This window comes from Cellulomonas taurus, assembly GCF_012931845.1.
Taxonomy (GTDB): domain Bacteria; phylum Actinomycetota; class Actinomycetes; order Actinomycetales; family Cellulomonadaceae; genus Cellulomonas; species Cellulomonas taurus.
Map to the genome: position 1 here is coordinate 439,913 of NZ_CP051884.1, position 20,488 is coordinate 460,400.

Genomic DNA, 20,488 nt, shown 5'->3' on the forward strand with positions numbered 1-20,488 from the left:
ACGGTGCCAGGATGGTCGCCATGAGCACCGAGCCGTTCGAACCCGAGGGCGTGACCTGGACCCCGGTCTCCCCGCGCCTGATCACCGCACGACTGCTGCTGGCCGGGCTCTGGCTGCTGCCGGTGCTGGTCGGCGCCGTCCTCGCCCCGGTGCTCTCCGGTGTGGTGTGGCTGTGGGCCATCCCGCTCGCCGTCGTGCTCCTGGGCGTCTGGATCGCCTGGCTGGTCCCGCGACAGGTGCGCGCGATGGGCTACGCCGAGCGGGCCGACGACCTGCTGGTGCGCCGCGGCATCCTGTTCCGCTCGATGGTCGTGGTGCCCTACGGGCGGATGCAGTACGTCGACGTGAACGCCGGTCCGCTGGCCCGTCGCTTCGACATCGCCACCGTGCAGCTGCACACCGCCTCGCCCAGCAGTGAGGTCACCGTGGACGGGCTGCCCACCGACGAGGCGGCCCGGTTGCGCGACCAGCTCGCCTCCCGTGGCGAGTCCCGGCTGGCGGGGCTGTGAACGAGCCGATCACCGCGGGCAGCCCGGCCGAGGTCGAGGACGGCGTCGAGTGGCGGCGGATGCACCCGGTCACCCCGGCGGTGAAGGGCTGGAAGGTCTTCGTCGCGGTGCTGGTCGTGATCGGCAGCCAGTCGACGAACGGCGTCCAGGAACTGGCCGAGTGGCTGGGCGGACGGGTCTGGCTGGCCGCGCTGGGTCTGCTCGCTGTGGTGTTCCTGGTCGGGTTCGGCTACTCGGCGATCGCCTGGCGGGTGACCCGGTTCGCCGTCACCGACGACGCGGTGCGGCTGCGCACCGGTGTGCTGTTCCGCCAGCACCGACAGGCCCGGCTGGACCGGTTGCAGGCCGTCGACGTGGTCCAGCCGCTGCTGGCCCGGCTGTTCGGGCTGTCCGAGCTGCGGCTGGAGGTGGCCGGGGGCTCCGGCAGTGCGGTGTCGCTGGCCTTCCTGCGGGAGGACGACGCGGATCAGCTGCGGGCGGAGTTGCTGGCACGCGCGGCGGGATTGCACCACCGTGCGGCCGCGGCTGTCCCCACTGTTGACGGCACTAACGGCACTAACGGCACTGACAGCACTGACAGCACTGACAGCACTGACAGCACTGACGGCACTCTCGGCACTGATGCCCCGGCCGATGCCGTGCGACCGCTGCCCGCGGGGCCGATCCCGGCGCAGACCGCCCCGGAGAACGCGGTGTTCGCGGTGCCGGTGAAGCGGCTGCTGCTGTCCACCCTGCTGACCTGGTCGGTGTTCTGGCTGCTGCTGTGGGTCACGGTCCTGGTGGTCAGCATGGTGCTGGCCCGCAGCATCAGCCCCGCCTTCGGCATTCTGCCCGGTCTGCTCGTCGTGGTCTCCTACCAGTGGAACCGGATCAACCGCGGCGCGAACTTCCGGGCGGCGATCTCCCCGGACGGCATCCGGCTGCGGCACGGCCTGACCGAGACCCGGGCGCAGACGGTTCCGCCCGGTCGGGTGCAGGCGGTCCGGGTGTACCAGAGCATCCTCTGGCGCAAGGCCGATTGGTGGCGGGTGGAGATCAACGTCGCCGGGTACGCCCAGTCCGAGGCCGGACAGGAGAGCGAGACCGCGCTGCTGCCGGTGGGCACCCGGGAGGACGTGCTCCTCGCACTGTGGCTGGTGCTGCCCGACCTGGGCACCGACGACCCGCGCGCCCTGGTGCAGGCGGGCCTGACCGGTACCGAGCAGGAGTTCGGCTTCCTCACCGCCCCGCGGCGCGCCCGCTGGCTGGACCCGATCGCCTGGCGCCGGACCGGGGTGACCGTCACCGACCGGGCGCTGCTGATCCGGCGCGGCCGGTTGACCCGCAGCCTGATCGTGGTCCCGCACGAGCGCACCCAGTCGCTCGGCATGCGGCAAGGACCGCTGGAGCGACGGCTCGGCCTCGCCGACTTCAGGCTGCACTCCACCCCGGGCCCGGTGACCCCCGCCGTGGCGCACCTGGATGCCGGGGACGCCGCCCGGCTGATCGAGGACCAGGCGGTGCGTGCCCGCACGGCCCGGGCAGGGGCCGGCCCCGAGCAGTGGATGAGCGCCCGATGACGACACGGCTGGGTGTGGGCGTGATCGGCGCCGGACGAGTCGGCGCGGTGCTCGGCAGCGCGCTGCGTGCCGTCGGCCATCGGGTGGTCGGGGTGTCCGCGGTCTCCGAGGCGTCCCGGGAGCGCGCCGACACCCTGCTGCCCGGCGTCCCGGTGCTGGAGGTGCCCGAGGTGGTGCGCCGCGCCGAGCTGGTGCTGCTGGCGGTGCCGGACGACGCACTGCCGGAGCTGGTCGCGGGGCTGGCGCGGACCGGTGCCTGGCAGGCGGGACAGATCGTGGTGCACACCGCCGGTCGGTTCGGGGCCGCGGTGCTGGACCCCGCGCGGGCGATGGGGGCGATCCCGGTCGCTCTGCATCCGGCGATGACCTTCACCGGCACCTCGCTGGACCTCTCCCGGCTGGAGGGCTGCACCTTCGCGGTCACCGCCCCCGCGCCGGTGCTGCCGATCGGTCAGGCATTGGTGGTCGAGATGGGCGGCGAGCCGGTGGTGATCGAGGAATCGGCGCGCCCGCTCTACCACGCGGCCCTGGCGCACGGCGCGAACCACCTGGTCGTGCTGGTCGCTCAGGCGGGTGACGCGCTGCGGGCCGCCGGGGTGAGCGACCCGGGGGCGGTGCTGCGGCCGCTGCTGGACGCCGCCCTGGACGGGGCGCTCCGGGCCGAGTCGGCGGGCGGTGCGATCGCCACCCTGACCGGTCCGGTGCGGCGCGGGGACGCGGGGACGGTGCGCGACCACCTGCGCGAACTCGCCTCCCTGGGGTCGACCGACCTGCTCGACTCCTACCGGGCGCTGTCCCGGGCCGCGACCGCGCGGTCCCTGGTCGACGGGCAGATCACCGCCCAGCAGGGTGCTGCCCTGTTGGACGAGCTGACCCCGACTCACACCTCCGGCCGCGACGGGGGTAGCGTTCCGGAGGCCCCCACCACCGATCCGGAGGACGACGACGCATGACCACCGCACCGACGCTGGCCCGCACCCGAGCGGAGCTGAGCGTGGCACTGCGACCGGTCAGCCGGGCGGTGGTGATGACGATGGGTGCCCTGCACGACGGGCACCTGGCCCTGGTCCGAGAGGCGCGCGGTCGCGGCGAGCAGGTGGTGGTGACGATCTTCGTCAACCCGCTGCAGTTCGGCCCCACCGAGGACCTGGACCGCTACCCGCGCGACCTGGCCGGCGACCTGGAGCGCCTGACCGGCCCCGGGCTCCTCGGTGCCGGGGACGTGGTCTTCGCCCCCGAGCCCGACGAGGTCTACCCGGACGGCGACCCGGTGGTGCGGGTGTCGGCCGGTGCGATCGGCGAGGTGTACGAGGGAGCGATCCGCCCGGGTCACCTGGACGGGGCGCTCACCGTCGTCCTGAAGCTGATGCACCTGACCCGGCCGGATGCCGCGATGTTCGGCCGCAAGGACGTGCAGCAGCTGGTCGCCGTGGCCCGGATGGTCCGTGACCTGGACCTCGGCCTGACCGTGGTGCCGGTGCCCACCGTCCGGGACGCCGACGGCCTCGCGCTGTCGTCCCGGAACGCGTACCTCAGCGCCGACCAGCGGGAGACGGCCCTGGCCCTTTCCCGCGCCGTCACCGCCGGTCAGCGGGCGGCGGCGGACGGTGCCGGACCGGACGCCGTGCGCGACGCCACCCGCGCTGTGCTGGTCGCCGCCGGGATCGAGCCCGACTACGTGGCGTTGGTCGACCCGCAGACCTTCGGCGACATCCCCGACGACCGGGCCACCCAGCCCGGGGCGGTGGCGGTGCTCGCCGTGGCAGGCCGGGTGGGCGACACCCGGTTGATCGACAACATGGACGTGAGGTGGGCGTGACCATGCTGCGCCCGATGATGATCGGCAAGATCCACCGCGCCACCGTGACCCAGGCCGACCTGCACTACGTCGGTTCGATCACCGTGGACGCGCACCTGCTCGCGGCGGCTGACCTGCTGCCAGGGCAGCAGGTCGACGTGGTCGACGTGACCAACGGTTCCCGGCTGACCACCTACGTGATCGCGGGGGAGCCCGGCTCCGGGCAGATCTGCATCAACGGCGCCGCCGCGCACCTGGTGCACCCCGGCGACGTGGTGATCCTGATCGCCTACGGCATGCTGGACGACGCCGAGGCACACAGCTACGAGCCGAAGGTGGTCCTGGTGGACGCCGACAACCGGATCGTCGACACCGGCCACGACCCGGGCACCGTCCCGGCCGAGTGGACCGAGCGGTCCGGGCTGCATCCCAGCGGACTGCCCTTCGACGACGGTCGGTCCGCCGTCACCGGTGACGCCGAGCCGGACGGCGGTCGGTGAGCACACCGGTCCTGGCGCGCAGCCTCGCCGCACCCGCACCCGGGTGGACCATCACCGCCGACGCGATCGTGGTCGGATCCGGGATCGCCGGGCTGACCGCCGCCCTGGAGCTGCGCAGCCGGGTGGACCGGGTGCTGCTGGTCACCAAGGGCGAGCTGGTGTCCGGCTCGACCATCTGGGCGCAGGGCGGCATCGCGGCCGCCCTGGACCCGACCGACTCACCGGCCGCCCACCTGCGCGACACCCTGGAGGCCGGGGTGGGGCTCTGCGACCCGCGCGCCGCCGAGGTGCTGGTCACCGAGGGCCCGGCCCGGGTCCGGGAACTGGTCGCCGGGGGTGCCGTCTTCGACACCGCACCCGACGGCAGGATCGCCCTCACCCGGGAGGGTGGCCACCGCGCCGACCGGATCGCGCACGCCGGGGGCGACGCCACCGGCGCCGAGATCTCCCGGGCCCTGGTCGCCCAGCTCGCCGCCGTCCGCGAGGACCCGGGCATCGAGGTGATCGAGCAGGCCCTGGTGCTGGACGTGCTCACCGCCGCCCCGGACGCCGACGGTCGACCCGGACCGGTCTGCGGCGTCACCCTGCACGTGATCGGTGCCGGGTCCCGGGACGGTGTCGGTGCCGCGCTGGCCCCGGCCGTGCTGCTGGCCACCGGCGGGATCGGCCAGGTCTTCCGGTCTTCGACCAACCCGGCGCAGGCCACCGGCGACGGGTTGGCCGCCGCGCTCCGGGCGGGTGCCGCGGTCGCCGACATCGAGTTCGTCCAGTTCCACCCCACCGTGCTGTGGCTCGGCTCCGGGGTGAAGGGCCAGCTCACCCTGATCTCCGAGGCGGTCCGGGGTGAGGGCGCGATCCTGCTCGACGTCGACGGGCACCGCTTCCTGCCCGCCGCGCACCCGATGGCCGAGCTCGCCCCCCGCGACGTCGTCTCCCGGGCCATCGTCGACCAGTTGGCCCGCACCGGCTCCGACCACGTCCTGCTGGACGCCCGGCACCTGGGCAGCGCGGGAGCCCGACGCCGCTTCCCGACCATCGCCGCCCGGCTCGCCGAGCACGGACTCGACCTGGGCGCCGACCTGATCCCGGTCGCCCCCGCACAGCACTACCACTCGGGCGGGGTGCTCACCGACCTGTCCGGCCGGTCCACGCTGCGCGGGCTGTACGCGGTCGGCGAGGCGGCCTGCACCGGCGTGCACGGCGCGAACCGGCTGGCATCGAACTCGCTGCTCGAGGGCCTGGTCTTCGCCCACCGCGCCGCCCACGACGTCGCCGACCGGGTGGGCCGTGGCCGTCTGACCCACGCCGACCCGGTGCCGCGCGCCGGCGACAGCGCCCTGGTCTCCGGCGCCGCCCGGTCCCGGGTGCAGCGGATCGCCACCGCCGGACCCGGGGTGCTGCGCTCCGCCGAGGGCCTGGCCACCGCCGCCGAACGCCTGGCAGCCGTCCGCACCGACGCGCACCGGGTCGGCGACGGGGGAGTCGCCCCGATCGCCGACCCCCAGGTCGCCGAGTGGGAGACCACCAACGTGCACCAGGTCGCCACCGTTCTCACCGCGGTGGCCGACACCCGGACCGAGTCCCGGGGCGGGCACGTCCGCACCGACTTCCCGGAGCGGGACGACGCGTGGCTGGTCCGGGTGCGGGCCGAGCTCGACCCCGACGGTCGACTGCTGCGCACCCGCGCACCGGTCGCCGACTGAGGCGACCGACGGGCCCTAGGCTGCGGGGGTGAGCGATCTCGATGGGCAGTGGCTGAGCCGGACCGTGCGGGTGGCGTTGGACGAGGACCTGGGCCCCGAGCCCGGCCGCGACCTGACCACCCAGTCCACGGTCCCGAGCGACCTGATCGGCACCGCACACCTGGTCGCCCGCCAGGACGGGGTCGTGGCAGGTCTCCCGGTCGTCGCCGAGGTCACCGCCCAGGTCGCCGCCCGCCTCGGTCTGCCCGCCCCCGCCGTCGACCAGCGGGTCGCCGACGGCAGCCGGGTCGCCCGGGGTGACGTCCTCGCGGTGCTCACCGGCCCGGTGCAGGTGCTGCTGATCGCCGAACGCACCGCCCTCAACCTCGCGTCCCGTGCCTCAGGCGTCGCCACCCACACCCGGCGCTGGGCGGATGTGCTCGACGGCTCCGGCGCGCAGGTGCTGGACACCCGCAAGACCACCCCCGGACTGCGCGAGCTGGAGAAGTACGCGGTGCGCTGCGGCGGCGGTACCAACAAGCGGATGGGCCTGTACGACGTCGCCATGATCAAGGACAACCACGTGGTCGCGGCCGGTGGCATCACCGCCGCGATCGACGCCGTCCGTGCCCGGTTCGGCGACGTGCCGCTGCAGGTCGAGGCGGATACCCCCGCGCAGGCCCTGGAAGCGGTCGCCGCCGGTGCCCGGTTCCTGCTGTTGGACAACATGCCGCCGGAGGTCCTCACCGAGGTGGTCACCGCGGTGCGTGCGGGCGAATCCGGCACCGGCCGGGTCGAGCTGGAGGCCACCGGCAACCTCACCCTGGACCGGGCAGCCGCGGTCGCCGCCACCGGGGTCGACTACCTCTCCGTGGGGGCGCTGACCCACTCGTCGCCGATCCTCGACCTCGCGCTCGACCTGGTCGACGGGCTCTGACACACGACGAGGCCCCGGGATATCCCACCCCGGGGCCTCGTCGAACCAGTGGTGTCAGCCGCGAACGCCCTTGCGGCCGGTGATCGCACCGTAGATCGCGAGCACGATCACGGAACCGACGATCGCCAGCGCCCAGGTCTGGATGGACCAGAAGTTCTCCAGCGGCGCATCGAAGAGGATGCTCCCCAACCAACCGCCGACCAACGCACCGATCACACCCAGCAGCAACGTGGCGAACCAACCGCCGTTGTCACGCTTGAGGATCGCCTTCGCGATCGCACCAGCGATGAGCCCCAGAATGATCCAGCCGAACAGTCCCATGTCAACCTCCTCTTTCGACGGAGATGACCTTGACACCGCGCGGACGGTTCCGCATCCGGAAGACCGGGGGTGTGTGACCAGCGCCTCAGCGTGCGCCGACCGCCACCGGCTCGGCAGCGGGATCGGCCTGCTCAGCCCGGAAGATGATCTTGAGGATCGGGAAGAACACCACGAACGAGATCAGCGCGTTGATGATCATCGTCACCACATCCGCCCCGGCCTCACCGGTCGCACCCCAGCGCCCGATCATCCACTGATAGATCGGATCCTTGTAGAAGCCCTGCAACCAGGCGGCCAGGAACGTGATGATCACGTACGCCACCGCGTACCAGGCGGCTGCCCGCCACGGGTTCGAGGTCGACTTGAACGTGACGTTGCGCTGCAGGAAGAAGTTGATCACCTGGGCGATCAGCAACGTCAGCTGCACCGCCAGGAAGTACGCCAGCCCGCCGCCACCGTCCGGCAACGCCCCCGCCGGATAATCGAAGATGAAGAACGTGCTGCCATCGGCATTCGTCGTCGTGCCCAGCACCTGGAACGTGGTGTCCACCAGCGACGTCAGCCCGAACACCCACTTGAGGATCGGCATCAACGCCAGCTGGAGCACGGTCATCCCCATGCTGATCAGACTGAACACCACGAACTCGGCGGTGGCGGGCCGCGCCGTCGCGAAGGCACCCCACCAGCGCCGGATGCTGCTGACCATGCGACGTCCTCTTCCTCACCGGGCGTCGGCGGGCCCCGACGCTCAGGGGTCAGACAAGCCGATGCCGGACGGCGGGCGGGGGTGATCCGGGCAACCTGTCGTCCTCGGCGCACAGGTTGTGTGGGCGGTTCGGCGCGAGTGCTCGACCCGCGCCCCCTGATCGGCTCCGGGTCGAGCTTCCCGTCGGCTGCGGTCTCGTACCGTGGCGGCATGTACCCACCCGTGGAACCGTCCGCCTCCGGCTGGCTTGATCGGCCCTTTGGAGCGCGCCTGTACTGGGAAGAGTCGGGGACATCCGCGGGTATCCCGGCGCTGTATCTGCACGGCGGGCCGGGCAGCGGCTTGGGTGCCGGCGGCTATCGCCGGAGGTTCGATCCCGAGCGCTACCGGATCGTCGGCGTGGACCAGCGCGGTTGTGGGCGTAGCACCCCGTGGGCGATCGATGACCTCGCACACCTGGACTCCATCACCACCGACGCCCTGATCGCTGACATCGAGGCGCTCCGCTCCCACCTCGGAATCGACGCGTGGTTGGTACACGGCGTCTCCTGGGGATCGACTCTCGCCCTGGCATACGCCCTCGCATGCCCGGACCGGGTCACCGGACTCGTGCTGACCGCGGTCACCACCGGCGGCCGGGAGGAGCTCGACTGGATCACCGAGGGTGTGGGCAGGATCTTCCCCGAGGCGTGGCATCGGTTCGCTGCTGACGTCCCCGTCGGCGTCCGGGTGGTCGAGCATTACGCACGCCTGCTGCGTGATCCCGAGCCGGCCATCCGGGCTCGAGCAGCCGACGCGTGGGACATATGGGAGGCGACCCACGTTTCGCTCGACCCGGGGTGGGTGCCGGGACCTCTCCACGCCGATCCGCGCGAGCGTGCCAACTTCGCGACGCTGGTGACGCACTTCTGGGCGAATGACTGCTTCCTGGTAGGGGACCAGGCGGTGCTCCGCCGCGCGCACCAGCTGACCGGCATTCCTGGCGTGCTGATCCACGGGCGCCGCGACATCAGCGGACCGGTGATCACGCCGTGGCGGCTGCACCAGGCGTGGGAAGGCAGCGAGCTGCACGTCGTCGAGGCCGAGGGGCACGGCGGGACGGCGGAGATGGAACTCACGCGTCACGCGCTCGACCGGCTCCGGCGCTGACCCGCCACATCGAACTCGGCTCGTCGGTGGGCCCCGTGGGGATCGAACCCACAACCCGCGGATTAAAAGTCCGCTGCTCTGCCAATTGAGCTAGAGGCCCGGTGCACCCGCCAGCCTAGCGGTGGCGCCGGGCCTCCCCGTGCGGGTCAGCGTGCCCGATCCGGCGGGGCAGCGGCTCACCGCGTCCGTGCCACCTCGCGCAGGAACCGTGCCGACCGCTCCTGCAACCCGGCGATCCGCAGCTCCCGCATGATCAGCAGCTCCTCGTCGGTGGCCTGCCCGGCCTCGGTGCGGGTGGGCTTGCGGCGCACGTTGGTGGAGCAACGGAAGTCGGTGCACAGCAGGGTGCCGATGGTGTCGCCCTTGCGTCCGGCGGCACCGGCGCGGCGGGCGACGTAGAGGCCGACGTCGTCGGTGACGATGACGTCCTCGCACCAGCCGCAGACGGCCTTACGGCGCTTGCCGGTGCGTTCGGCGGCGCGGAGCAGGACGCCGATCAGTTCGCCGTCGACCTCGGCGACGACGTAGGAGGACAGCGGGGCCCTGCGGTCACGCCAGCCGAGGAAGTCCAGGTTGTCCCAGTCGACGGCGTCGAGGTCGGGGAGGGTGGCGTTGGCGGCTTCGCGGCGGGAGGCGTTCACGAAGGCGGCGCGGATCTGCTGTTCGGTCAGGGCATGCATGATGAGGGGTCCTTGCGATGGCGGTGTGCGGGGTCGACAAAATCCCGCGTCGCCGGGACCTCAGGGGGTCAGGCGACGCCGGGGCAGTCGGGCGTGATGCAGGCCATGCAGGCCACCCCCACCATCGGTGCTCCTCGTTCGTCATTGCTGCGGACCAGGGGCGACGGTACGCCGGTCATCGGGCGGGTGCCAGTGTTTTCCTGCCGGGTGCTGAGGCGAACGTGCCGTACGGGGGCGGTGCAGCACATCGGTCGGCAGACGGTGTCGCTCAGCCGTCGTCGTCGGCGGAGCCGTTGAGCGGATCGGTGGAGCTGGTGTCGGTGGGTGCCGGCTCGGCCGGCCCGGGGCTGGTCGGCGCGATGGTGATGCTGATCGTCACCGCGGCGCTGCTGCCGAACTTCGCGTGGGCGATGCCCATCGTGGGCAGTCCGAGGGCGAGGGCGAGCAGCACGATGGCCAGCGTCAGCCGCTTCCGGTCACGCGAGCAGGCGCGCATCGTCCTCCACCTCCCGTCGACTCGGGGCGCTCGCAGTCCGGGAGCGTCGTTCGCGGAGCAGGGCCAGTCCCTCCAGGGTGGCGAGGGCGGCGAGCGGGGGGCCGAGCAGTACCAGGCGACCGACCGGCGACCCGGCCCAGTCGAGCACCCAGCCCCACTTGGGGTGGACGTCGAGCACGATGCCGCGGACCTGGGACAGCGGGGTGGCGTCGGGGTCGGGGTTCGGGTTCGCGTCGCCCTTGGTGAAGATGTACGGCCGCATGATCGGCTCGCCGGTGTCCGGGTCGAGGGTGGGGACCATGCGGCCGGTGTCGGTGTCCTGTTGCATCACCGGCAGGGACTGGAGTGCGACGATCCGGTGGGTGACGAGCTGATCCGATCCGACCGGCCAGAACGAGGCGACCTGGCCGACCCGGAGCTCGGAGGGGTCGCTGATCTGGCGCAGGACCACGGCGTCCCCCGCGTCGAAGGCGCCCTCGGCGGAGCCGGACATCGACCCGGAGGTGACGATCATCAGGCGCTGGTCGTTCAGGGTGAACCACAGCGGCACCGCGACCGAGACGGCGTAGGCGAGGCCGAACAGCAGCACGATGGTCCACAGCCCGGCGGTGACCACGCGACGGCCCGGGGTGGGGGGCGTCTGGCGGTGCCGGGGCGGCGCGGGCGCACGACGGTCGTAGGCCGGTTGCGTGGCGTGCACGCTCCGGCGACCGAACGCGGCGGGTGCTGTCATCGGGTCACTGGTGCGGGTTGGCCGCGTCCTGCTCGGCGTTGAAGGTCAGGGTGAGGTCGGCGCGGGAGTCCTGGTACTGGTTGTCCAGGTCGGGGACGTTGACCCGGACGCACAGTTCCTCGCTGGCACCGGCGATCAGGCCGCGGCTGGCGGTGGTGAGGTCGACGGTGCTGCCGGACAGGCCGTTCGCGCTGCCGATCGGGGTGGAGGCGCCGATCCGGTCGGCGGAGCAGCTGGCGGCGGGCACCGCGAACAGTTCCATGGTGAGCACCTGGGCCAGGCCCTTGTCGTCCGGGCTGGTGGCGGAGTACTGCACGCCGTAGGTCAGGGCGAGCGACCCGGCGTTGTTCACGGTGACCGGGGAGTAGATCGAGTCCCCGGGGGCCAGGTTGCCGGGCGGCAGCACGAAGGCGACGTCCTCCCCGGCCTCGATGTCGACGGTGCCGGTGACGATGCCGGTGCGGCCGGTGTCGTCGTTGTCGGTGAAGATCGCGGAGGTGACCAGCGTGGTCAGGCCGACTCCTGCCAGGCCGAGGATCGCGACGGTGCCGACCAGTCGGCGGCGGCGCGCGGGGTCACGTCGGGGGGCCGGCGGGGTGATCATGTCGCGCAGCAGGTCGTCCATCGGTGGTCCTGACGAGTGAGCGGATGTGGGCTGTTCGGGTGTTATCGACCCGACTCTCGGGCGACTTGAGGTGATGTGTCGGATTTTTAGTCACCCAGTCGGCGCAAGTGTTCCACGCCCAGTCTTTCCGCTGGTAAGGCCGCTGCATACAGGTAGCCCTGCGCCTGATCGACGGTGAGCTGACGCAGCGCGTCGGCGGTGGTCTCGTCCTCCACGCCCTCCGCCACCACTTGCAGCCCGAAGGAGTGCGCCAGGTCGACCATCGCCTTGACCACCACCTCGGAGCCACGCTTGCCGCTGGTCGCCAGGTCGGCCACGAACAGCCGGTCGATCTTCAGGCCGTGCACCGGCAGATCCCGCAGCTGGGAGATCGAGGTGTTGCCGATGCCGAAGTCGTCGATGGCGACCCGCACACCGATCTCGCCCAGCCGGTGCAGCACCGGGACCACCCGGGAGGGGTCGGAGACCAGCGCGGTCTCGGTGATCTCGACCTCCAGGAGCTCGACCGGGACCCGGTGCAGGGTGAGCAGGTCCTCGATCACCTCGACCACGTCCTGCGCGGTGACGTCGTGCGCCGACAGGTTCACCGCGACCGGCACCGGCACCCGGTCCACCGACCAGGCGGCGATCTGGGCGACACAGGACCGCAGGGCGTACCGGGTCAGGTCGTGGATCAGCCCCGACTGCTCGGCCAACGGGATGAACAGGTCGGGCGGCAGCATGCCGCGGGTCGGGTGGCGCCAGCGCATCAGCGCTTCCAGGCCGATGGTCTCGCCCGTGTGCAGGTCGATCTTCGGCTGGTAATGCATCTGGAGCTCGTCGTCGACGCTGAGCGCGCGGTGCAGGTCGCCGAGCAGGACGAGCCGGGCCGGTGACGAGTCGTCCTCCTCCGGGGAGTACACCGAGACGCCGAGGCGGTGGGTCTTGGCGGTATACATCGCCACGTCGGCCATCCGCATCAGCGACGAGGCGTCCTCGGCGTGGTCCGGCAGGCAGGCGACGCCGATCGAGCTGTCCACGTGCAGGGCCAGGTCGCCGAGCGGGAACGGCGGGACGAACAGCTGACGCACCCGGCGGGCGGCGGCCTCGGCGTCCGCGACCGAGCGCACGTCCGGGAACAGGATCGCGAACTCGTCACCACCGAGTCGGGCGACCACGTCGTCCTGGCGCATCGCGTCCCGCAACCGGGTGGCGACCTGCTGCAGCAGCTCGTCGCCCCGGTCGTGGCCGAGGGAGTCGTTGATGTCCTTGAACCGGTCGATGTCCAGCAGCGCCAGACCGACGGTGGTGCCCGCACTGGTGTGGTCGGCGATGGCCCGTTCCAGCCGGTCGCCGAGCATCCGGCGGTTCGGCAGCCCGGTCAGAGCGTCGATGAGCGCGAGCCGGGCGTTCTCCAGCGCCGAGGTGTGCAACCGGTGCGAGGCGTTGCGGACCGTGCGGAACAGGCCGAGCCAGAGCAGGACCAGCCCACCGGCGACCACCGCGGTGACCGTGCGGATGGCGCTGCTCAGGGCCGCTTGGGTCTCCGAGTAGTCGAGCATCACCTCCGCGGCGCCCACCACGGTGCCGTCCCGGTCGATCGGGACGTAGACGTCCAGCTGACTGGACTCCGTGCCGCCGAACTGGGCCCCGCGCACCTCGGTGACCACCTGGGCGTCCGGCTCGCGCTGGCGGACGGCGGCGTCCAGCCGGTCGCCGTCCGGGAAGCCGGTGGAATCCTGCAGGGAGTCGAAGAGCAGCACCCCGTCCACCGTCCACAGCCGGAGTCGGGTCAGGTTCTCGAAGCCGGCGACCTGCTCGGTGATCCGGGTGAATGTCTCCGGGGCCAGCACGCCGACGGTGTACGCGTCCTCCGGGACGTCGGAGGTGGCGTAGGACTCGATGCTCTGCGCCATGACGATCCCGTCCCGGCGTGCCTGGTCTCGCATCACGTTCGCGGTGACCCAGACCAGCGCGACGCCCAGGGCGAGCATGGCGAGCACGCTCACGACGGCGAAGTACCGGGTCAGGGACCAGCGGCGTCGGGGGGTAGCCAGCAGAACCTCGCGGAGGGGGCGGAGGGTGGTCACCGGCGGGTGCTGGTGACTCGGGGCGAGACTAGGGGTTTGTCCGCAAATGAGCGAGGGGCCCGGCTCCCGGCGTTTCGGATGAAATGGGCGCTCCGAGCACCGAATTCACCCGCTCTCCTGGGCTGAAACCCCCGGACAGCGCACGCGGAGGGGTGGCCGATCTGCGTAGCGTGACCGCGCCCCCCGTCCGCCCACCCGAGGACTCTCCCCATGCACGAGCTCGCCGTCACCACTGTCGAGGTCGATGGTGTGATCCGGCTGGACGGCTACGTCCGGGAGTTCGAGGACGGCGTGATGTGGGTGGGATCGGACACCCTGGTGCGCGGGTTCACCGAGGGGGAGCGGGTGGTGCTCCGGGTGATGGACGACCAGCGCGGCGAGTGCGTCTACGGCGGGGTGATCGGCCGGGTGTCGGCGGACATGCTGGGCTGCGCCGAGGTCGAGCTGCTGTCCACCCTGCAGAAGCGTGCGGTGGCCCGGGTGCAGGTACGGGTCGAGTGCGAGGGCTGGGTGACCTTCCCCGAGGACGCCGAGCTGCCCGACGACAAGCCCGCCGACATCGACTCCACCACCGGTGAGCGGCGGCGCACCTTCGTCGCCCTCGATGTGTCCGCACACGGCATGCGTATGATGTCCATGGCCGAACTCCCGATCGGGAGCACGGTCCGGTTCGTCTTCCCGGAGCTCTCCGAGGCGTTCTGGCTGCACGCAGAGGTAGTGCGTGCCCAACCTTCCCGCAGCGGCACCCACTACGGCTGCCAGTTCCGGGATGCCACCCCCAGAGAGCTCGACGAACTGTTCAGCTATGTCCTGCGCACGCAGGGCGCCCTGCGCCGCCAGCAGATGCTCAGCCGAGACTGAGCCTGCGGGTCAGCGCAGCCGAGCGCCGGCGAAGCGCGCAGGCCCGATCCGCCGGAAAGGCGACATGACCTTCATCGACCTCGGCGTTCCTGCTGTCCTGGCCCGCACCCTCGCGGACGCCGGCATCACGGAGCCGTTCCCCATCCAGACCGCCACCCTCCCCGACACCATGGCCGGCACCGACGTGCTCGGCCGCGGCCGCACCGGGTCCGGCAAGACCCTGGCCTTCAGCCTCCCGGTGGTCACCCGCCTCGCCGCTTCCGGCCGTCAGCGCACCTCGGGTCGCCCCCGCGCCCTGATCCTCGCGCCGACCCGTGAGCTGGCCAGCCAGATCCACGCCACCATCGCGCCGCTCGCCGACGCCCTCGGCCTGACCAGCACCACCGTCTTCGGTGGCGTCGGACAGGGGCCGCAGGTCGCCGCGCTGAAGAAGGGCATCGACATCCTGGTCGCCTGCCCCGGCCGGCTGGAGGACCTGATCAAGCAGGGCCTGTGCTCCCTGGACGCCATCGAGATCACCGTGCTGGACGAGGCCGACCACATGGCCGACCTCGGCTTCCTGCCGGTGGTCCGCCGCCTGCTCGACCGCACCCCCGCCGGTGGTCAGCGCCTGCTGTTCTCCGCGACGCTGGACAACGGTGTCGACACCCTGGTCAAGCGCTACCTGCACCAGCCGGTCACCCACTCGGTGGACCCGGCCGTGGCGCCGGTGTCGACCATGACCCACCACGTCTTCGCGCTCGCCGACGCGGACGCCAAGAAGCAGGTGCTCCGCGAGCTGGCATCCGGCACCGGGCGGCGCGTGCTGTTCACCCGCACCAAGCACCAGGCCAAGAAGCTCGCCAAGCAGCTCACCGCCGACGGCATCCCCGCTGTCGACCTGCAGGGCAACCTGGGCCAGGGCGCCCGGGAGCGGAACCTCGCCGCCTTCACTTCCGGTGAGGTGCGCGTGCTGGTCGCCACCGACATCGCCGCCCGCGGCATCCACGTCGACGACGTCGAGCTGGTCGTGCACGTCGACCCGCCCGCCGAGCACAAGGCGTACCTGCACCGCTCCGGCCGCACCGCCCGTGCCGGTTCCGGCGGTGTGGTCGTCACCCTGCAGCTGCCCGAGCAGGCCGGCGACGTCCGCGACCTGACTCGCAAGGCCAAGATCAACGTCACGCCCGAGCGGGTCACCCCGGGCTCCGCGGTGATCACCGAGCTGGTCGGCGAGGTGGCGCCGTACGTGAAGCCCGCGCCGGTCGCCGCTCCGGTGCAGGGCACCTCGACCGGTCGGAACGCCACCGCGAAGCGGGCTGCCCGTGCGGGTGGCGCTGCCGCCGGTGGCGGTGAGCGTGCCGCCGGTGGTGGCCGCCGCCGCCGTGGTCGCGGCGGGTCGGGTGCCGCAGCCGCTCCGGCCGGTGCCGGTCAGGGTCGGTCCGCCGCGCCCGCCGCCCAGGGCCGTGCTGCCGGGGCAGCCCAGAGTCGCGCCGCTGGCCAGGGCTCCGGCCGGGCCGCACAGGGTGCCGGGTCCGCCGCCGGCCGCTCGGCGCAGGGCCAGGCGGCCGCTGCCGGCTCCGGTCAGCCGCGTCGCAGCCGCAGCCGTCGCGCCGGCCGTCCCGCCGGTCCCGCGCAGTCGGCACACGCCGGTCGCTGACCTCCACGAACGGGCGCCCACGGTCTCGCGGACCGGGGCGCCCGTTCGCATGTCCGAGCGCCACCCGCAGGCGGTGCCGGGTGCGGGGTGTCAGGGTGGAACAGGCGGAGGGCGAGGGTGGTTGGACCGTGTGCGCCCGGCCCCTGGGCGCGAGGAGGAGGAGCACATGTCGACCTACGAGGTCACCAAGAACGAGTCCGAGTGGCGTGCCGTGCTGAACCCGGAGGAGTTCCAGGTGCTGCGCCTGGCCGGGACCGAGCGGCCGTGGACCGGCGAGCTGCTGGACGAGCACCGGGAGGGCGTCTACCGCTGTCGCGCCTGCCAGAACGAGCTGTTCCGTTCCGACACCAAGTTCGACTCGCACTGCGGCTGGCCGAGCTTCTTCAGCCCGCTCGCGGGTGACAAGGTCGAGCTGATCGAGGACCGCAGCCTGGGCATGGTCCGCACCGAGGTGCGCTGCGCGAAGTGCGGTTCGCACCTGGGACACGTCTTCGACGACGCGCCGCAGACCCCGACCGGCGACCGGTTCTGCATGAACTCGGTGAGTCTCACCTTCGAGCCGACCGAGAACTGACAGCCGGTGGGTTCAGGTAGGGCGAGGACCTGCCGATACCCCTCACATGGAAGAGGCCCTGATCGTGCATCGGTGGCGCCGCTACGGCGCTGACCGGTTGTACGTGCGGGCGGGGACCGGTGCACCCCTGGGCAGCATCGACCTGATGACCGGCGCGGTGGATCTGGCGCAGGGGGCCGCATGGGCCGACGCTGCCGTCCGGTCCGCCGCGCAGGCATTCCTGCGCCGGGACCTGCCCGAGCTGGTGCTGCCGCTGTCCGAGGTGCTCGGTGAATCCGGAGCACGGGGTCGGCGTGCCGCCCCCGGACCTGCTGACCAGTTGGCCGGTCGGACCCCGATCAGCCCGGCGACGATGCCGGGCTTCGCCACGCTGGCGGGTCCGGTGCTGCCCACCCCGCGCGGTCGGCACCGCGCTGACGAGGCCGTCGGTGACGGACTGCGCGACCGGCTCGACCGGCTGGAGCTGTCCGGCTGGTCGGTGCTGCACGATGTGCCGCTGGGGCGCCAGGGGACCGTGCTGGAAGACTTGCTGATCGGGCCCGGCGGGGCCTTCGCGGTCGCCGATGCCACCCGGATCGCGGCCCGCTCCTTCGTGCTGGAGGGTCGGCGACTGTCGGCCGACGGGGCCGCGGTGGCCGAACTGCGCCAGGTGCGCCTGGCCGCCACCCGTGCCGGTGCACTGCTGCGTGCGGCGGTCGGCACCCCGGTCGAGGTCCGCGGCGTGCTGGTGGTCGGTGCCCCCGTGCAGGAGGTGGCGGCGGCCGATGCCTGGGCGGTGCCGCTGGACGCGGTGCCGGAGTTCTTCGAGCGGCAGGCCCCGCGATGGGATGCCGGGCGGGTGGCGGCGTTGACCCAGGTGGCCCGGCGCACCAGCACGTGGTCGCTGACCTGGGCGCACTGAGTCGGGCGCTCGGAGGCCGTCAGACCGGCTCGTCGTCCGCCAGGCGGTGCTCGGTGAGGTCGCGGTTCAGGCGCGCCAGCTGGTCGGCGAGCACGCCACGGTCGTCGTCGGACCAGTCGGTGAGGGCGGCCGCCAGGTAGTCCCGTCGCGCGCGGCGGGCCTGCCGCATCTGCTCCTCCCCGGCGTCGGTCAACCGGATCAGCTGCCCCCGCGAGTCCTGCGGGTCCGCCTCCCGCTCGATGAGTCCCAGCTGCTCCAGCCGGGCGAGCTGCCGGGACATGGTGCCGCGCCCGATGCCGATCAGCCGGGCCAGCTCACCGGCCCGGATGCCGGGCGCCTGCGCGATCCTGACCAGCAGCGGATACGCGGAGGGCTCCAGATCGGGGTGCACGGCGCGGGACAGGCGTTCGGCCTGCGACCGGGCGCGCCGCAGCAGGAGACCGAGCTCGGCCTCGATCCGGGCCAGCGGGTCGAGTGCGTCCATGGGCGCATTCTCCCGTACGTGCGCACTCGCCCCCGCCCGGACGACCGGACAGGGGCGAGTGGTGGAGGGACTCAGGCGTCGACCGACTCCAGCTCGTCGACCACGGCGGCCCGCTGCTGCAGACCGGACCGGGTGCCGAGCGGGACCTCCTTGAGGAAGAGCACCGCGATCAGAGCGACGATCGCCAGCGGCGCGGCGACCAGGAACAGCTCGGCGATCGCGTCACCGTAGGAGGACTCGACGATCACCCGCAGCGCGTCCGGCATCGAGTTCACGTCCGGCACCGTGCTGCTGCCACCGCTGAGCTGGCTGGGGTCGATCCCGGCCGAGACCAGCTTCTCCGTGATCAGCGTGGTGATCCGGGAGGCGAGCACCGCGCCCAGCGCGCTGACGCCGATCGCGCCACCCAGGGTCCGGAAGAAGGCCACGGTCGCGGTGCCGGAGCCGATCTCCTCCACCGCCAGGGTGTTCTGCACGGCGAGCACCAGGTTCTGCATCAGCATGCCGACACCGGAACCCAGGATGAACATGAACAGGCAGACCAGGGCCAGGCTGGTGTCGTAGTGGATGGTGCCCATCAGGGCCAGCCCCACGGTCAGCACGGCGGCACCGGCGATCATGAACTTCTTGTAGTGGCCGGTCTTGGTGATCCGGCGGCCGCTCAGGGTCGAGGAGATGAACAGGCCGAGGATCATCGGGATGGTGAGCAGACCGGACTGGGTCGGGGTCTTGCCGCGCGCCACCTGCATGTACTGGCTCAGGAAGACCGAGGTGCCGAACATCGCGACACCGACGGCGACCGAGGCGATCACCGAGAGCACCAGGGTGCGGTTCTTGAACAGGTGCAGCGGGATGATCGGGTCGGCGACCTTGGACTCGACCCACACCGCGAGGGCGAGCAGGACCACGGCGCCACCGACCATCGCGCCGGTCTGCCAGGAGATCCAGTCGAAGCTGGTCCCGGCGAAGGTCACCCACAGCAGCAGCGAGGCGATCCCGGCGCTGATCAGCAGGGCGCCCCAGTAGTCGATCCGCACGATCTTGCGGACCATCTGCGGCAGCTTCAGGGTGATCTGCAGGACGATGATCGCGGCGACCGCGAACGGCAGTCCGACGAAGAAGTTGTAGCGCCAGCCCAGGGTGTCGGTGATGACACCGCCGAGCAGCGGGCCACCGACCATGCCGATGCCCATGATGCCGCCCATCAGGCCCATGTACTTGCCGCGCTCGCGGGGGCTGAGGATGTCGGACATCAGGATGGTCGCCAGGGCGGTCAGACCGCCGGCGCCGATGCCCTGGAAGGCGCGGGCACCGATCAGGAAGCCGACGTTGTGCGCGAAGCCGGCGGCGGCCGACGACACCACGGAGATGATCAGCGCGATCTGGATCAGCAGCTTGCGGTCCATCAGGTCCGCGAGCTTGCCCCAGATCGGCGTGGTGATCGTGGTGGTCAGCAGGGTGGCGGTGACCACCCAGGTGTAGGAGTGCTGCGAGCCGTTCAGGTCGCTGACGATCTTGGGCAGCGAGCTGGAGACGACGCTCGTGGCCAGGACGGACACGAACATGCCCAGCAGGATGCCGGACAGCGATTCCAGCACCTGACGGCGCGACATGGGCGCGGGGGAGGTCGCGGCGGGTGCCGCGGCGGGGGACTCGGTCATGCTCTCGGCTTTCGGTTCGTGGTGGTGGAACCCGGCGCCGTCGTCGGGAAAGGGGTGTGGAGCAACGGTCAGGGGGCGACCAGTTCGGGTTCGGCGTGCGCGTCGATCGCGCCCACGGTGTCGGCCACCCGGTTGATCTGGCCGGCCGCCGCTTGGATCTGTTCGGGGGTCCAGTCGCCGAACACCTCGGCGAGCAGGGCGTCCATCCGGACCCGGGTCTGTTCGGTGAAGGTGCGACCGGCGTCGCTGAGCCGGACGGTGCGGACCCGATGGTCGGCACCGGGTGCGCTCTGTCGGGTGCGCTCGGCGTAGCCCGCCTCGACCAGGGCGCTGGTCTGTCGGCTGGCGACCGACAGGTCCACCCGCAGGTGGGTGGCCACGTCGCCGATGGTCAGCTCACCGCGCTTGTCCAGCAGCCACAGCAACCCGAGCGCGGCGCGGGGGCAGTCGAGCTGCCGGGACAGCTTCTCCCCGATGTCCCGCTGGACACGGGTGAGGCGGCTGATCGCGTCGATCAGTGCGCGGGAGTGCTCGGGGATCACGGCTGCCTACTTTCTTGGTTGCAGCAGGCAACTTATTACGTGTGGTTGCAGAAGGCAACTGA

Annotated in this window: 22 protein-coding genes and 1 tRNA gene; 12 read left to right on the forward strand and 11 right to left on the reverse strand. The window is 72.0% G+C overall.

Annotated elements, in window-relative coordinates; genetic code table 11:
* The first annotated feature begins 20 nt into the window (after positions 1–20).
* From HGK68_RS02030 to nadC, 7 genes are read left to right on the forward strand one after another with little or no spacing between them, the layout of a single operon-like run.
* Positions 21–509 (forward strand): PH domain-containing protein, encoded by a 489-nt coding sequence (locus HGK68_RS02030; RefSeq protein WP_169164460.1) that lies wholly within the window; start codon positions 21–23, stop codon positions 507–509.
* Positions 506–2,068: a PH domain-containing protein gene (locus HGK68_RS02035; RefSeq protein WP_246260508.1), complete on the forward strand. Its 1,563-nt coding sequence runs from the start codon at positions 506–508 to the stop codon at positions 2,066–2,068. Before HGK68_RS02030 ends, HGK68_RS02035 begins: the two co-directional genes overlap by 4 nt.
* Complete coding sequence (locus HGK68_RS02040; protein WP_169164461.1) at positions 2,065–3,021, forward strand: Rossmann-like and DUF2520 domain-containing protein; 957 nt, start codon at positions 2,065–2,067, stop codon at positions 3,019–3,021. Before HGK68_RS02035 ends, HGK68_RS02040 begins: the two co-directional genes overlap by 4 nt.
* Positions 3,018–3,887 carry a pantoate--beta-alanine ligase gene (gene panC / locus HGK68_RS02045; protein WP_169164462.1) on the forward strand — a complete coding sequence of 290 codons (870 nt, stop codon included), beginning with the start codon at positions 3,018–3,020 and terminating at the stop codon, positions 3,885–3,887. Before HGK68_RS02040 ends, panC begins: the two co-directional genes overlap by 4 nt.
* Before the next feature lie 2 nt (positions 3,888–3,889).
* On the forward strand, positions 3,890–4,366 hold the full coding sequence (gene panD / locus HGK68_RS02050) for an aspartate 1-decarboxylase (RefSeq protein ID WP_169166888.1): 477 nt from the start codon (positions 3,890–3,892) through the stop codon (positions 4,364–4,366).
* A complete protein-coding gene (locus HGK68_RS02055; RefSeq protein WP_169164463.1) occupies positions 4,363–6,069 on the forward strand; it encodes an L-aspartate oxidase in 1,707 nt (568 codons plus the stop codon). Before panD ends, HGK68_RS02055 begins: the two co-directional genes overlap by 4 nt.
* Before the next feature lie 28 nt (positions 6,070–6,097).
* Complete coding sequence (gene nadC / locus HGK68_RS02060; protein ID WP_169164464.1) at positions 6,098–6,985, forward strand: carboxylating nicotinate-nucleotide diphosphorylase; 888 nt, start codon at positions 6,098–6,100, stop codon at positions 6,983–6,985.
* 54 nt (positions 6,986–7,039) lie between these two features.
* Here the strand turns inward: nadC and HGK68_RS02065 are convergent, their stop codons facing one another.
* Positions 7,040–7,306, reverse strand: coding sequence for a GlsB/YeaQ/YmgE family stress response membrane protein (locus tag HGK68_RS02065; protein WP_169164465.1), 267 nt, complete (start codon positions 7,304–7,306; stop codon positions 7,040–7,042).
* 85 nt (positions 7,307–7,391) lie between these two features.
* A complete protein-coding gene (locus HGK68_RS02070; RefSeq protein ID WP_169164466.1) occupies positions 7,392–8,012 on the reverse strand; it encodes a hypothetical protein in 621 nt (206 codons plus the stop codon).
* Between the two features lie 210 nt (positions 8,013–8,222).
* Here HGK68_RS02070 and HGK68_RS02075 point away from each other — a divergent pair, with 210 nt between their 5' ends.
* Complete coding sequence (locus HGK68_RS02075) at positions 8,223–9,161, forward strand: alpha/beta fold hydrolase (RefSeq protein ID WP_169164467.1); 939 nt, start codon at positions 8,223–8,225, stop codon at positions 9,159–9,161.
* Between the two features lie 27 nt (positions 9,162–9,188).
* Here HGK68_RS02075 and HGK68_RS02080 read toward each other — a convergent pair.
* The 6 genes from HGK68_RS02080 to HGK68_RS02105 all read right to left on the reverse strand — a co-directional run bounded on the left by HGK68_RS02080 (position 9,189) and on the right by HGK68_RS02105 (position 13,764).
* Positions 9,189–9,261: transfer RNA gene (locus tag HGK68_RS02080), tRNA-Lys, on the reverse strand.
* 76 nt (positions 9,262–9,337) lie between these two features.
* Entirely contained in the window at positions 9,338–9,841 is a 504-nt protein-coding gene (locus HGK68_RS02085) for an FBP domain-containing protein (protein ID WP_169164468.1), read from the reverse strand.
* A gap of 268 nt (positions 9,842–10,109) precedes the next feature.
* A complete protein-coding gene (locus HGK68_RS02090; protein WP_169164469.1) occupies positions 10,110–10,337 on the reverse strand; it encodes a hypothetical protein in 228 nt (75 codons plus the stop codon).
* A complete protein-coding gene (locus HGK68_RS02095) occupies positions 10,318–11,070 on the reverse strand; it encodes a S24/S26 family peptidase (RefSeq protein ID WP_169164470.1) in 753 nt (250 codons plus the stop codon). Before HGK68_RS02095 ends, HGK68_RS02090 begins: the two co-directional genes overlap by 20 nt.
* 4 nt (positions 11,071–11,074) lie before the next feature.
* Entirely contained in the window at positions 11,075–11,695 is a 621-nt protein-coding gene (locus HGK68_RS02100; protein ID WP_169164471.1) for a hypothetical protein, read from the reverse strand.
* Positions 11,696–11,781: 86 nt separating this feature from the next.
* Entirely contained in the window at positions 11,782–13,764 is a 1,983-nt protein-coding gene (locus HGK68_RS02105; protein WP_246260511.1) for a putative bifunctional diguanylate cyclase/phosphodiesterase, read from the reverse strand.
* 210 nt (positions 13,765–13,974) lie between these two features.
* Between HGK68_RS02105 and HGK68_RS02110 the strand changes: the two genes are divergently transcribed.
* The 4 genes from HGK68_RS02110 to HGK68_RS02125 all read left to right on the forward strand — a co-directional run bounded on the left by HGK68_RS02110 (position 13,975) and on the right by HGK68_RS02125 (position 17,739).
* Positions 13,975–14,625, forward strand: coding sequence for a PilZ domain-containing protein (locus tag HGK68_RS02110; protein WP_169164472.1), 651 nt, complete (start codon positions 13,975–13,977; stop codon positions 14,623–14,625).
* A gap of 64 nt (positions 14,626–14,689) precedes the next feature.
* Positions 14,690–16,264 carry a DEAD/DEAH box helicase gene (locus HGK68_RS02115; RefSeq protein WP_169164473.1) on the forward strand — a complete coding sequence of 525 codons (1,575 nt, stop codon included), beginning with the start codon at positions 14,690–14,692 and terminating at the stop codon, positions 16,262–16,264.
* A gap of 166 nt (positions 16,265–16,430) precedes the next feature.
* Entirely contained in the window at positions 16,431–16,838 is a 408-nt protein-coding gene (gene msrB, locus HGK68_RS02120) for a peptide-methionine (R)-S-oxide reductase MsrB (protein WP_206155783.1), read from the forward strand.
* Positions 16,839–16,884: 46 nt separating this feature from the next.
* The gene (locus tag HGK68_RS02125) at positions 16,885–17,739 is read left to right on the forward strand and encodes an NERD domain-containing protein (RefSeq protein ID WP_169164475.1); all 855 of its coding nucleotides are present in this window, start codon (positions 16,885–16,887) and stop codon (positions 17,737–17,739) included.
* Positions 17,740–17,758: 19 nt separating this feature from the next.
* On the opposite strand, the gene HGK68_RS02130 is transcribed toward HGK68_RS02125, so the two are convergent.
* From HGK68_RS02130 to HGK68_RS02140, 3 genes are all read right to left on the reverse strand, one after another.
* Positions 17,759–18,223, reverse strand: a complete 465-nt coding sequence (locus tag HGK68_RS02130) for a MarR family winged helix-turn-helix transcriptional regulator (RefSeq protein WP_169164476.1) — start codon at positions 18,221–18,223, stop codon at positions 17,759–17,761.
* 71 nt (positions 18,224–18,294) lie between these two features.
* Positions 18,295–19,884 carry an MFS transporter gene (locus HGK68_RS02135; protein WP_169164477.1) on the reverse strand — a complete coding sequence of 530 codons (1,590 nt, stop codon included), beginning with the start codon at positions 19,882–19,884 and terminating at the stop codon, positions 18,295–18,297.
* Positions 19,885–19,952: 68 nt separating this feature from the next.
* Positions 19,953–20,426, reverse strand: a complete 474-nt coding sequence (locus HGK68_RS02140; RefSeq protein WP_169164478.1) for a MarR family winged helix-turn-helix transcriptional regulator — start codon at positions 20,424–20,426, stop codon at positions 19,953–19,955.
* Positions 20,427–20,488: the final 62 nt, after the last annotated feature.

Coding starts and splice junctions, on each gene's coding strand:
- HGK68_RS02030 (WP_169164460.1), top strand. CDS start 21: ATGAGCACCGAGCCGTTCGAACCCGAGGGCGTGACCTGGACCCCGGTC.
- HGK68_RS02040 (WP_169164461.1), top strand. CDS start 2,065: ATGACGACACGGCTGGGTGTGGGCGTGATCGGCGCCGGACGAGTCGGC.
- panC (WP_169164462.1), top strand. CDS start 3,018: ATGACCACCGCACCGACGCTGGCCCGCACCCGAGCGGAGCTGAGCGTG.
- panD (WP_169166888.1), top strand. CDS start 3,890: ATGCTGCGCCCGATGATGATCGGCAAGATCCACCGCGCCACCGTGACC.
- HGK68_RS02065 (WP_169164465.1), bottom strand. CDS start 7,306: ATGGGACTGTTCGGCTGGATCATTCTGGGGCTCATCGCTGGTGCGATC.
- HGK68_RS02070 (WP_169164466.1), bottom strand. CDS start 8,012: ATGGTCAGCAGCATCCGGCGCTGGTGGGGTGCCTTCGCGACGGCGCGG.
- HGK68_RS02075 (WP_169164467.1), top strand. CDS start 8,223: ATGTACCCACCCGTGGAACCGTCCGCCTCCGGCTGGCTTGATCGGCCC.
- HGK68_RS02085 (WP_169164468.1), bottom strand. CDS start 9,841: ATGCATGCCCTGACCGAACAGCAGATCCGCGCCGCCTTCGTGAACGCC.
- HGK68_RS02090 (WP_169164469.1), bottom strand. CDS start 10,337: ATGCGCGCCTGCTCGCGTGACCGGAAGCGGCTGACGCTGGCCATCGTG.
- HGK68_RS02095 (WP_169164470.1), bottom strand. CDS start 11,070: ATGACAGCACCCGCCGCGTTCGGTCGCCGGAGCGTGCACGCCACGCAA.
- HGK68_RS02100 (WP_169164471.1), bottom strand. CDS start 11,695: ATGGACGACCTGCTGCGCGACATGATCACCCCGCCGGCCCCCCGACGT.
- HGK68_RS02110 (WP_169164472.1), top strand. CDS start 13,975: ATGCACGAGCTCGCCGTCACCACTGTCGAGGTCGATGGTGTGATCCGG.
- HGK68_RS02115 (WP_169164473.1), top strand. CDS start 14,690: ATGACCTTCATCGACCTCGGCGTTCCTGCTGTCCTGGCCCGCACCCTC.
- msrB (WP_206155783.1), top strand. CDS start 16,431: ATGTCGACCTACGAGGTCACCAAGAACGAGTCCGAGTGGCGTGCCGTG.
- HGK68_RS02125 (WP_169164475.1), top strand. CDS start 16,885: ATGGAAGAGGCCCTGATCGTGCATCGGTGGCGCCGCTACGGCGCTGAC.
- HGK68_RS02130 (WP_169164476.1), bottom strand. CDS start 18,223: ATGGACGCACTCGACCCGCTGGCCCGGATCGAGGCCGAGCTCGGTCTC.
- HGK68_RS02135 (WP_169164477.1), bottom strand. CDS start 19,884: ATGACCGAGTCCCCCGCCGCGGCACCCGCCGCGACCTCCCCCGCGCCC.